Origin of the sequence: Streptomyces sp. UNOC14_S4 (assembly GCF_020740835.1) — a bacterium.
Classification (GTDB): domain Bacteria; phylum Actinomycetota; class Actinomycetes; order Streptomycetales; family Streptomycetaceae; genus Streptomyces.
Genome location: NZ_JAINFC010000226.1, coordinates 1 through 11,573, shown reverse-complemented (window position 1 = coordinate 11,573; position 11,573 = coordinate 1). Strand labels below are relative to the sequence as shown.

Here is an 11,573-nt window from a genome sequence, read left to right as displayed (position 1 = left end):
CCTCCGCCCGGGCCCGCCCGCGAACCCCTCGGTCCTGCCCCTCGACTACGCGCGGAACTGGGCCCTGTGCGTGGGGGCGACGGCGGTGGTGGGACTGCTGGTCGCGGCCCGGGCGTTCCGGGCCTCCCGGGCCTCCCGGCGTGGGCACCGGCCGCCCGGGCGTCGGCGCCGCTGACGTGCCGCCTCCGCTGACTTGCCGCCTCCGCGGCCTGCGGCAGACTGGAGCCATGCCGGAGCTGCCGGAGGTCGAGGCCCTCGCCGGATTCCTCGGCGAGCGCCTCACGGGGCGCACGGTCGAGCGGGTGCTGCCGGTGGCCGTTTCCGTCCTCAAGACGTACGACCCGCCGCTCGGCGCCGTCGAGGGGCACCGGGTGAGCGGCGTGACCCGGCACGGCAAGTTCCTCGACCTGGCCACCGACGGCGGCCCGCACCTCGTCGTCCACCTCGCCCGCGCGGGCTGGGTGCGCTGGCACGACCGGCTCCCCGCCGCGCCGCCGCGCCCCGGCAAGGGACCGCTGGCCCTCCGGGTACGGCTCACCGACGGCGCCGGGTTCGACCTCACCGAGGCGGGCACCCGGAAACGGCTCTCCGTCCACTGCGTCCGCGAGGCGGCCGACGTGCCCGGCGTCGCCCGCCTCGGGCCCGACCCCCTCGCGCCCGGCTTCACCCTCGACGCCTTTGCCGCCCTGCTGCGCGGCGGGCGACGGCAGCTCAAGGGTGTCCTGCGCGACCAGAGCGTGCTCGCCGGTATCGGCAACGCCTACAGCGACGAGATCCTGCACGCCGCCCATATGTCCCCGTTCAAGCCCGCCGCGAACCTGACGGAGGAGGAGACCGCGACCCTCTACGAGGCGCTGCGCATCACCCTGGGCGACGCCGTCGAGCGGGCACGCGGCCACGCGGCGGCCGAGCTGAAGGCCGGGAAGAAGACCGGGCTGCGGGTGCACGGCCGCACCGGGGAACCGTGCCCCGTCTGCGGCGACACCATTCGCGAGGTCTCCTTCGCCGACTCCTCGTTGCAGTACTGCCCCACCTGCCAGACCGGCGGGAAACCGCTCGCCGACCGCAGGCTCTCCCGACTGCTCAAGTAGCGCTCAAGCAGCCCGTGCGCAGCCGCTCACTCCTGCGGGATGCCCCGCGCGTCCGCGTGCCTCAGCTCCGAGTGCTTGTAGGAGTACGAGAAGTACACGACCATCCCCACCACGAACCACACCGCGAACCGCACCCACGTCTGCCACGCCAGATACGTGATCAGCCAGATCGAGGCCGCGACCCCCACGGCGGGCACCAGCGGCACCCACGGGCAGCGGAAGGAGCGCGGCAGCTCCGGCCGCTTGTAGCGGAGCACGATCACGGCCGTGCACACCACGGCGAAGGCCAGCAGGATGCCGATGTTCGTCAGCTCGGCGGCCTCCCCGATGGGCACCAGGCCCGCGATGGCCGCCGACGCCACGCCCACGATCCAGGTGACCCGCGTCGGCACGTGCCGTGTCGGGTGCGTCTTCGCGAACCACTTCGGCAGCAGCCCGTCCCTGCTCATGGCGAACCACACCCGAGTGACGCCCAGCATGAAGGTGAACATGACGGTGAGGATGCCGATGATCGCCCCGACCGCGATCACGTCCGCGATGCCGTTCAGCCCCACCGACTTGAAGGCCGTGGAGAAGCCGCTCTTCTTGTCGATGTCCTGGTAGCTCTGCATGCCCGTCAGCACCAGGCAGGCCAGCACGTACAGCACCATCGAGATGGCCAGCGAGTAGAGGATCGCCTTCGGCATGTGGCGCTGCGCGTCCTTGGACTCCTCCGCGGCCGTCGACATCGCGTCGTAGCCGAACACCGCGAAGAAGACGGTGGCCGCGCCCGTGAAGGCACCGCTGACCCCGAACGGGAAGAACGGCGTGTAGTGCGAGGACTTCACATGGAAGAAGCCCACCCCGATCACCAGCAGGACCACCAGGACCTTCAGCCCCACGACGACCGTCTCGAACCGTGCCGCGCTCTTCATCCCCATGGTCAGCAGCCAGGCGATCAGCAGACACAGCAGCGCCGCGAACAGGTCGATCCGGTGGCCCGCCCCGGTCCCCGGCGCGCCCAGCATCCACTTCGGCAGCTCGGCGTTCATCTCCCCGAGCAGGAAGTTGATGTAGCCGGAGATGCCGATCGCCACGACCGCGACGATCGCCGTGTACTCCAGCAGCAGGTCCCAGCCGATGAACCAGCCGCCGATCTCGCCAAGCACGGCGTAGCCGTACGTGTAGGCGGACCCGGCCCGCGGGATCAGGCCCGCGAACTCCGCGTACGAGAAGGCCGCCGCCGCGCTCGCCACGCCCGCGATGAGGAAGGAGACGAGCACGGCGGGACCGGCGACGCCGTTGGCGATCGTCCCGGCCAGGCTGAAGATGCCCGCGCCGATGATGCCGCCGACGCCGATGGCCGTCAGCTGCCACAGGCCCAGGGTGCGGGTCAGCCGTTGGGCCGGGCCGCCGCCCTCGACGGTCTCCGCCTCCTCGATGGTCTCGATGGGTTTGCGGCGCAGTACGCCCTCACCCGCGCGGAGCCTGGCCATGTGTCATGTCCTCTCGTCGACCCTGCCGGGGTCGAACATCATTGCCGAGACGGGGCGGCCGCGAAAGACGCCGCCCCGCACGGAAACCCCCGTTCAGCCGATGGCGGGCGCCGCCGCGGAGACGGCCGTGCCCCAGCGGGACGGCTCGGCGCCGACCGTGAACTCCAGCCGCCGCGCGTGCCTGAGCTGGTCGGTCGTCACGTACGTACGGTCGAAGGAGGTGCCGTCGAGCCGGGCCGACCGGATGTAGCGGTCGGTCGCCGAGGTGCCGGGCGCGGTCACCGTCAGCCCTCCCGAGGGGTACCACTGGCGGTCCAGCCGCAGGTCCACCCGGTCGAACACCGGTGTACTCAGACCCCAGGTGTCCCCGCCCGGCTGTACCGGGTAGACGCCGATGGAGGAGAGCACCATCCACGCGGACATGGTGCCCAGGTCGTCGTTGCCGGTCATGCCGTCCGGCGTGTCGGTGAACAGGGTCAGCGCCGCGTGCACCACGTCCGTGGTCTTCCACGGCGCTCCGGTGGAGAGATAGGTGTAGGGAGCGATGAGGTCGGGCTCGTTCTGCGGGTTGTACTTGTCGGCGTTGTAGTAGTCGTACGGGCCGTTGACCCACACCTCGCGGGCCGTGCGGGCCGGGTTCTCCAGCAGCCGGTCGTAGGCGAAGAAGGAGTCGAGCCGCGCGTTGGCCTTGTCGCGGCCGCCGATCAGCCGCACCATGCCGGGCAGGTCCTGCGGGACCAGCCACTGGTACTGCCAGGCCGTGCCCTCGTGGAAGCCGACGCTCTTCGCGGGGTCGGCGGGCCCGGCGAAGTCGCCCTTCGCGTCCCGGGCGCGGACGAAGCCGGTGGCCGGGTCGAAGACGTTGCGGTAGTTGCGGGAGCGGGCGGCGTAGCGCTCGGCGTCCGCGCGGTGCCCCAGGTCATGGGCCATCCGTGCCAGGACCGCGTCGGCCAGCGCGTACTCCAGGGTCGCCGAGCCGCCCTGCTGGAGGTCGGAGTCGCCGGGCTTGCTCCTGTGGTCGGGCTCGTAGGGCACGTAGCCGCGGGCGATGTACTCCTTGTTGCCGTCCCGGCCCACCGCCGGGCTGTCGGCCGGGGGCACCCCGTCGGCGTTCTTCTTCAGCGCCCGGTACGCCTCCTCCTCGTGGCCCTTCAGCAACCCGGCCTGGTAGGCGTTGGTGAGGAAGGGCGTCACCGGGTCGCCGGTCATGATGTTCGTCTCGACCGTGCCGTAGCCCCACTTGGGCAGCCAGCCGCCGTCGCGGTCCACGCGCAGCACCGACAGGGCCATGTCGCGGGCCTCGCGCGGCGCGAGCAGCGCCAGCAGCTGCGTCTGGGTGCGGTAGGTGTCCCACAGGGACCAGTTCTGGTAGTACGTGAAGCCCTCGGCGCGGTGCTGCTTCTGGTCCCAGCCGGTGTAGCGGCCGTCGGCGTCGCTGCCGATGTTGGGCGAGAGGAACGCGCGGTACATCGAGGAGTAGAACGTGCGCCGCAGCGTGGCGCCGCCGCCCTGCGCCCGGACGGTCTCCAGCCGCCGCTGCCAGGCGGTGCGGGCCTCGGCGGCCGCGCGGTCGAAGCCGGTGCTCTCCGCGCGGAGGTTGCCCGCGGCGCCCGCCGCGTCGACGTAGCTGACGGCTGTGGTGGCCTCGACGGTCCGGTCGCGGGTGGTGTCGAAACGGACCCAGGCGCCGTTGCGCCCGGTGGACTCCGACTGTCTGGAGCGGGTCCGCACCCGGTCGCCGCTCCAGGTGCCGTAGGCGGTGAAGGGCCGGTCGAAGCGGGTGATGGTGTGGACCGTGTACGGGCGGGTGTCCTGACAGAAGCCGCGGCCCGTGATGGTGGAGCGGACGGTGTGGTTGTCGACGACCTCCACGGTGGTGGAGACCGTGCGGTGCAGCGACTGGCCCGTGTTGATGAGCACGTTGGCCTTGTCGGTCGCCGGGAACGTGTAGCGCTGGATGCCGGTCCGGGCGGTGGCCGTCAGCTCGGCGGTGATGCCGCTGTCGAGCGCGACCCGGTAGTAGCCGGGGCGGGCCTGCTCGTCGCGGTGGCTGAACGCCGCCGCGTAGCGGGCGTAGTCGGTCTGCTTCACCTCGCCCGTCGTCGGCAGCACGGGCAGGTCACCGCCGATCCGGCAGCCCACCCCGGACAGGTGCACCGTGCTGAAGCCGCGGATGTGGCCGTCCTTGTAGTCGTACCCGGTGTTGTGCCCGGTGTCGGGCGAGAGCTGCACCATCCCGAACGGCACGGCGGCGCCGGGGAAGGTGTTGCCCTCGTTCTTGCTGCCGATGAACGGGTTCACCAAAGCGGTGAGGTCCTCCGCCGCGGCGGCCCGCTGCGGCGGCGCGAGCGCGGTGCCGGCCAGCATCGCCACGAAGGCGACCGCGACCGCGCTCACGCGCAGTCGTGGGTGTGCGGTCCATCTCATCGTCCACGCCCCTGTCTGACGCGTCATATGACCCGACATCGTTGTCGTCGACGCCGAGCGTAGCGAGAGGTTGACGTTCTGTCATGATGCGGCGGCGTGCGCTTGCTTTCTTTGGGCCGAGTGGGTGGGCTGTGCCTGCTGGGGGTGCCGCTTGCGCTCCGCGCGCGGCTGCGGGGTCCGGTGGGGGCTGGTCGCGCAGTTCCCCGCGCCCCTTTCGGGGCGCGAGGCATGAAAAGCTGTGCGGGACCGGCTCACCCGACCGAACGGAGGCCCTCCGCCCGTGCAGCTCAGTGAACTCGCCTCCGTGGGGCCCTTCTTCGCTCTCCGCGCCGATGGCGGTGTGGAGGACATCGCCGGGTACCTGTCGCTCGCCGAGCAGACCGAGGACGTCGTGCGGCGCAGGGTCGGGATCGTGACGGAGCGGCTGGGGACGGAGGACCGGCGGGTGGCCGCGTCCGTGGCCTTCCAGGGCATCGCGGGACGGCTGCTCTCCGTCGCCCTCGGGTCCGCCGTACTGACGGGGCACGTACCGGACCTCGGCGACGCCCGCCTCGTCTGGGATCCGGCCCGTACGGCCCCCGACGACCTGTGGCTGCCCGCGCCGGTGTCCCTGCCGGGCTCCGGCGACGCCGCGGCTCTGATCCGCGCGCACGTCGTGGACGGCACCCTCGCCGAGCTGCACCGGACGTTCCGTGCGGCTGTCCCCGTCTCCGGGAAGCTGCTGTGGGGCAATGCCGGTTCGTCGCTGGCCGGGTCGCTCCGGGTGCTGCACGCCTGGTGTCTCGGGCAGGGCCGTCCCGGGGACGCGGACCGGGCGCTCGGCCTGACGCGGGCGTTGTTCGAGGCGCCGCCGCTGCGCGGCACCGGGACCCTCACCGCGCACGCGCCGGGCGGGCCGGCCTTCGTCCGGACGACGTGCTGTCTGTACTACCGGGTCCTGCCGGGCGGGATGTGCGGCGACTGCGTGCTGCGGCACGCGCCCCGTGCCGTGCGCTGAGGCGCCGGGGCAGGCGGCCACTCCCGTGTGGACAGCACGCCGAGCACGTACGCCTTCGCCACCAGTGCCGTGCGGTTGGGCACCCGCCAGCGACGGGTGAGCCGGGTGAGGTGGTAGTTGACGCCGTCCACGGTCAGGCCGACGGCCTTGCCGATGGCCGCGGTCGTCGCCCCCGCGGCGGCCAGCGCGAGGATGTGCCCCTCCACGCCGCTGACCTCGGCCCGGGGCTCCATCTGGCGGGGGATGGGCTCGGCCCGTACGCGCAGGATCGCCAGGAGCATCGGGCTCGCCGGGAACGCGTCGCCCACCGGGTCCACCAGCAGCTCGCCCTCCCGCTCGACGCCGTCCGTGCCCGCCGTCCAGCGCACCTCGATCGGATGACGGGGACGGCGGCCCAGCCGCAGCGCCTCGATGTGCCGGTCGAGCCTGCCGGCGGCCCTCGGCCGGAACAGCTCCTGGAGGTTGTGCCCGCGCAGTCTGCCGGGGGCGGTGCCCCATTCGGCGGCCATCGCCGGGTTGGCCACGGTCACCTCGCCGTCCGCCCGGCAGACCGCGATCGGCGTCGGGATCCGGTCGAGCAGCAGCAGAAAATGGCTGCGCCAGCTGGTGTAGTCCTCGCCACCCACGTCGCTACCCGGCCCCTCGCTCGTTCCTCGCCCGTCCAAGGGCCCGTCCAGTGCTTGCCCGGCGGGCCGCGTGCGGGAGCGTCGAGTTCCCAACGACTGCAGGATCGTGCAGTTCTGTATACGAGCGGAAGTGAACCGCTTGCGCCGGAGGTGTGCTTTACTGCCCGGCTTGGATCCGGGAGCCGGACGGGCGTGCACCGGGGTCCGTGACGGCCGGGAGGCAAGAGAGACAGGGGGTCAGGGATAAAATCGGGTGAAACGTACGGCGCCGACCAGTGGAGAGCACTCACCCCATGACCCACCCCGACGGCGCCCACGATCCGTACGTCCGTGTCCGCGGTGCCCGCGAGCACAATCTCCGGGGTGTCGACGTCGACATCCCGCGCGACGCCCTCGTCGTGTTCACCGGAGTGTCCGGTTCCGGGAAGTCGTCGCTCGCCTTCGGCACGCTCTACGCCGAGGCGCAGCGCCGTTACTTCGAGTCGGTGGCGCCGTACGCGCGCAGGCTGATCCACCAGGTGGGCGCCCCCAGGGTCGAGGAGATCAGCGGGCTGCCGCCCGCCGTGGCACTGGAGCAGCGGCGGTCGGCGCCCACGTCGCGGTCCTCGGTGGGCACGGTCACCACGCTGTCCAACTCGCTGCGCATGCTCTTCTCCCGCGCCGGGACGTACCCCGAGGGCGCGGCGCGGCTGGACTCGGACGCGTTCTCGCCGAACACGGCGGCCGGGGCGTGCCCGGAGTGCCACGGGCTGGGGCAGGTGCACCGGGTGACGGAGGAGTCGCTGGTGCCCGACCCGTCGCTGTCGATCCGCGAGGGCGCGATCGCGGCCTGGCCGGGTGCCTGGCAGGGCAAGAATCTGCGCGACATCCTCGGCGCGCTGGGCCACGACCTCGACCGGCCCTGGCGCGAGCTGCCGCGGGCGGACCGGGACTGGATCCTGTTCACCGACGAGCAGCCGGTCGTCACCGTGCACCCGGTGCGGGAGGCCGAGCGCATCCAGCGTCCGTACCAGGGCACGTACATGAGCGCCAAGCGCTACGTGCTGCACACGGTCGCCGATTCCAAGAGCGCGAACCTGCGGGCGCGCGCCGAGCGGCACCTGGTGAGTGCGCCGTGCCCGGTGTGCGACGGGCGGCGGCTGCGGGCGGAGGCGCTGGCCGTGACGTTCGCGGGGCGCGACATCGCGGAGCTCGCCGCGCTGCCGCTGGGCGCGCTCGCGGAGACGCTGCGCCCGGTGTGCGGCGGGGAGGGCGTGGCGGCGACGCTCGCCGCCGACCTCGTGGCCCGCGTCGAGGTGCTCACCGAGCTCGGCCTGGGCTATCTGAGCATGGACCGGCCGACGCCGACGCTCTCGGCGGGCGAGCTCCAGCGGCTGCGGCTGGCGACCCAGCTGCGGTCGGGGCTCTTCGGTGTCGTCTACGTCCTGGACGAGCCGTCCGCCGGGCTGCACCCGGCCGACAGCGCGGCCCTGCTCACCGTGCTGGACCGGCTGAAGGCGGCGGGGAACTCGCTGTTCGTCGTCGAGCACCATCTGGACGTCGTGCGCCGCGCCGACTGGGTCGTCGACGTGGGCCCGCGCGCCGGGGAACACGGCGGGCGGGTACTGCACAGCGGGCCCGTGGCGGGGCTGGCGGACGTGCCGGAGTCGGCGACCCGGCGGTTCCTCTTCCCGGAGGCCGAGGGCCCCGCTCGCGAGGCCCGTACGCCCCGTGAGCCGGCAGGCGCGCTGCGGCTGCGCGGCGTGCGCCGGCACAACCTCCGCGACCTCGACGTGACCGTGCCGCTCGGCGTCTTCACGACGGTGACGGGCGTGTCGGGTTCGGGCAAGTCGACCCTGGTGGGACAGGTGCTCGCGGAGACCGTGGCCGGGCATCTGGCGGGCGAGGCGCAGGAGCACGCGGAGGGGCTCGACGCGGTGCACCGGATCGTGACGGTGGATCAGAAGCCGATCGGCCGCACGCCGCGCTCCAACCTGGCCACGTACACGGGCCTGTTCGACGCGGTGCGCAAGGTCTTCGCGGCGACGGACGAGGCCCGGGCCCGTGGCTACACGGTGGGCCGCTTCTCGTTCAACGTGACGGCGGGGCGGTGCGAGGTCTGCCAGGGCGAGGGCTTCGTCGCCGTGGAGCTGCTCTTCCTGCCGGGCTCGTACGCGCCGTGCGAGGCCTGCCGGGGCGCGCGTTACAACCCGGAGACGCTGGAGGTCGCCTACCGCGGTGCGAACATCGCCCAGGTGCTCGACCTGACCGTCGACGCGGCGGTGGACTTCCTCGCCGACGTGCCCGCGGCCGTACGGAGCCTGCGCACCCTGCAGGACGTGGGCCTGGGCTATCTGCGCCTGGGGCAGCCCGCCACCGAGCTCTCGGGCGGCGAGGCCCAGCGCATCAAGCTGGCCACGGAGCTCCAGCGCACCCGCCGCGGCCACACCCTCTACGTCCTGGACGAGCCCACCACCGGCCTGCACCCGGCCGACACCGAACTGCTGCTCCGTCAGCTCCACGGGCTGGTCGACGCGGGCAACACGGTGGTCGTGGTGGAGCACGACATGGCGGTGGCGGCGGGCTCGGACCACGTCATCGACCTGGGGCCGGGCGGCGGTGACGAGGGCGGCCGCGTGGTGGCGGCGGGGACGCCGGAGCACGTGGCGGCCGCGGCGGGCAGTGTGACGGCGCGTTATCTGCGGGAGGCGCTGCCCTCGTAGTCCCCGCGGGGGCGCCGCCTCAGCGCCATGAACTCCCTTCCCTCCGCCTCCCATCGGTCCGTCACGCGCCAGCCGGCCGCCTCCGCGTGCCGCCGCAGCGCGGGCGTGCCGACGCGGGCCCAGGGGAAGGCGGTGCCGACGCGGCCGCGGCCGTCGTCGACGCGGACGTGGACGCGTTCGTCGACGTCCGCCGGGGCCGCCTCGACGAGGAGCAGGCCGTCCGGCGCGACGATGGCGGCGGCGCGGGCGAGGAGGGCGCGGGGGTCGCCGCCGATGCCGATGTTGCCGTCGACGAGCAGGGCGGTGCCCCAACGGCCCTCGCCGGGCAGGGGGCTGAAGACGGATCGGCAGAGCGCGGTGCCGCCCGTGCGGCGGGTGCGGGCGACGGCGGCGGGGCTGACGTCGACGCCGAGCGCGGGCCGGCCGCGGGCCGCCAGCGCGGCGACGAGGCGGCCGGGGCCGCAGCCGAGGTCGACGGTCTCGCCCTCGCAGCGGTCGAGGACGCGTCGGTCGGCGCGGTCCGCGTGGCCGCACCAGCGCTCGACGTCCAGGGGCAGCAGCCAGCCGTCCGCGCGGCGCAGGAAGAGGGGGCCGCGGCCGACGCGTACGGCGTCGGCGTAGGGGTCGGCACACCAGGGGGCGGCAGCCGCGGGGCCCGGGGACAGTTCGCTGATCGTCACCGGTCACCGTCCCGCGCGCCCGCCGCGACCGGCGCCCCCTCGGCCGGGCACCGTTCGAGGCCCGTACGCATCACCGCTGCCACGGCCTCCGCGAAGCGTCCGTGCGGCGCGGCGGCCGCGACCCGGGCCGCGTCGGCCGCGGTGTCGACGTCGCGGAGCTCGGGCAGGTCGCGTACGGCGAGCCCGGCGGCGGTCAGGCGCCGTCGCTGGAGGAGACCGGTGCGGGCGGTGGACATGGGGACGCCGCGCAGCAGCGCGGGCCGGGGCTCGGCGAGTCCGAGGGCCCAGAAGCCGCCGTCGGCGGCGGGGCCGAACCAGGCGTCGCACCCGTCCCAGCCGTCGTCCGCGAGGGCGGGTGCGAGCAGCCCTGGGGTGAGCTGCGGGGTGTCCATCCCGACGAGCAGCGCGGGCCCGGGACAGCGGGCGAAGGCGGCGGCGAGCCGTTCGTCGAGCCCGCCCGCGCACTGCGGTACGACGTCGAAGCCGGGCGGGAGCCAGTCGCCGGGCCGTCCGTCGAGGACGAGGACGCGGCGCCGGGCGGGCATGCGCAGGACGGCGTGCAGGGTGTCGGCCAGGGACGCCTCGGCGATGCGGGCGGCCTGTTCGGGGGTGCAGGGCGGGGTGAGCCGGGTCTTGACGCGCCCGGGCAGGGGCTCCTTGGCGATGACGAGGAGCGTGGTGGGTCCGCAGGGGTTCACCTGGCCGCCACCTCCGCCGGGGCGGGGGCGGCCGGGGCCGCCGTACGCAGGACGCCGCGCATGTCGTGGACGGCCTGCCACGTGCCGCGCCAGGTGCCGGTGACCTTCGAGGTGCCCGTGCGCGGGTGGTAGGGGACGTCGGTCTCGGTGACGCGCCAGCCCGCGTCGGCGGCGCGGACGACCATCTCCAGGGGGTAGCCGCTGCGCCGGTCGGTCAGGCCGAGCCCGAGCAGGGCCTCGCGGCGCGCGATCCGCAGGGGCCCGAGGTCGCGCAGGCGCAGTCCGGTGCGCCGGTGGAGCATGCGGACGAGGGCGGCGTTGCCGAGCCGGGCGTGGAGCGGCCAGGCGCCGCGGCCCCGGGGGCGGCGGCGCCCGAGGACGAGGTCGGCGGCGCCGGAGCGTACGGACTCGGCGGGTCCGCGCAGCAGGGCCGGGTCGAGCGAGGCGTCGCAGTCGCAGAAGCCGACGAGGTCGGCGTCGGCGGCCAGCAGCCCGGCGGCGCAGGCGGCGCCGAAGCCGCGGCGGGGCTCGTGGACGACGGTGGCGCCGAGGGAGCGGGCCACGTCCGCCGAGCCGTCGGCCGAGCCGTTGTCGACGACGATGGCGCGCCAGCCCTCGGGGACGCGGGCCAGGACCCAGGGCAGGGCGGCGGCCTCGTCGAGGCAGGGGAGGACGACGTCCACGCGGGTGTCCGCCGCCCGGCCGGGGCGCGGGGTGCGGGAGGCAGCAGTCTGGTCTGTCACGCTGTTCACCCTACGGACGCAATTCCGGCATTTCGGATGGCGCTGTCTTACGAAACGCGGACATCGGCCCTGGCCTCTTCCAGCCCAGGCGGCATCGCGCGCCCGGCGTGCGAGGCTTGCCGCATGCAGACCCC

Annotated in this window: 9 protein-coding genes; 3 read left to right on the top strand and 6 right to left on the bottom strand. The window is 74.0% G+C overall.

Annotation, left to right across the window (positions count from 1 at the left end; genetic code table 11):
- Nucleotides 1-227: 227 nt before the first annotated feature.
- On the top strand, nt 228-1,091 hold the full coding sequence (locus K6I34_RS20580; RefSeq protein ID WP_229327782.1) for an Fpg/Nei family DNA glycosylase: 864 nt from the start codon (nt 228-230) through the stop codon (nt 1,089-1,091).
- Between the two features lie 26 nt (nt 1,092-1,117).
- Here K6I34_RS20580 and K6I34_RS20575 read toward each other — a convergent pair whose 3' ends face one another.
- Together K6I34_RS20575 and K6I34_RS20570 are read right to left on the bottom strand one after the other, a co-directional pair.
- The gene (locus K6I34_RS20575; RefSeq protein ID WP_229327781.1) at nt 1,118-2,566 is read right to left on the bottom strand and encodes an amino acid permease; all 1,449 of its coding nucleotides are present in this window, start codon (nt 2,564-2,566) and stop codon (nt 1,118-1,120) included.
- Between the two features lie 93 nt (nt 2,567-2,659).
- Nucleotides 2,660-4,993: a GH92 family glycosyl hydrolase gene (locus K6I34_RS20570; RefSeq protein WP_229327780.1), complete on the bottom strand. Its 2,334-nt coding sequence runs from the start codon at nt 4,991-4,993 to the stop codon at nt 2,660-2,662.
- A gap of 280 nt (nt 4,994-5,273) precedes the next feature.
- On the opposite strand from K6I34_RS20570, the gene K6I34_RS20565 reads away from it, so the two are divergent.
- Nucleotides 5,274-5,990, top strand: coding sequence for a (2Fe-2S)-binding protein (locus tag K6I34_RS20565; RefSeq protein WP_229327779.1), 717 nt, complete (start codon nt 5,274-5,276; stop codon nt 5,988-5,990).
- Here K6I34_RS20565 and K6I34_RS20560 read toward each other — a convergent pair.
- Complete coding sequence (locus tag K6I34_RS20560) at nt 5,921-6,616, bottom strand: PAS domain-containing protein (protein ID WP_229327778.1); 696 nt, start codon at nt 6,614-6,616, stop codon at nt 5,921-5,923. The genes K6I34_RS20565 and K6I34_RS20560 overlap by 70 nt on opposite strands.
- Before the next feature lie 293 nt (nt 6,617-6,909).
- On the opposite strand from K6I34_RS20560, the gene uvrA reads away from it, so the two are divergent.
- Nucleotides 6,910-9,318 (top strand): excinuclease ABC subunit UvrA, encoded by a 2,409-nt coding sequence (gene uvrA, locus K6I34_RS20555; protein WP_229327777.1) that lies wholly within the window; start codon nt 6,910-6,912, stop codon nt 9,316-9,318.
- Here the strand turns inward: uvrA and K6I34_RS20550 are convergent.
- From K6I34_RS20550 to K6I34_RS20540, 3 genes are read right to left on the bottom strand one after another with little or no spacing between them, the layout of a single operon-like run.
- Entirely contained in the window at nt 9,291-9,998 is a 708-nt protein-coding gene (locus K6I34_RS20550; protein WP_308294034.1) for a methyltransferase domain-containing protein, read from the bottom strand. The genes uvrA and K6I34_RS20550 overlap by 28 nt on opposite strands.
- Complete coding sequence (locus K6I34_RS20545) at nt 9,995-10,696, bottom strand: DUF2064 domain-containing protein (RefSeq protein ID WP_229327776.1); 702 nt, start codon at nt 10,694-10,696, stop codon at nt 9,995-9,997. The genes K6I34_RS20550 and K6I34_RS20545 overlap by 4 nt, the downstream gene beginning before the upstream one ends.
- Nucleotides 10,693-11,439, bottom strand: coding sequence for a glycosyltransferase (locus K6I34_RS20540; RefSeq protein WP_374230977.1), 747 nt, complete (start codon nt 11,437-11,439; stop codon nt 10,693-10,695). The genes K6I34_RS20545 and K6I34_RS20540 overlap by 4 nt, the downstream gene beginning before the upstream one ends.
- Nucleotides 11,440-11,573: the final 134 nt, after the last annotated feature.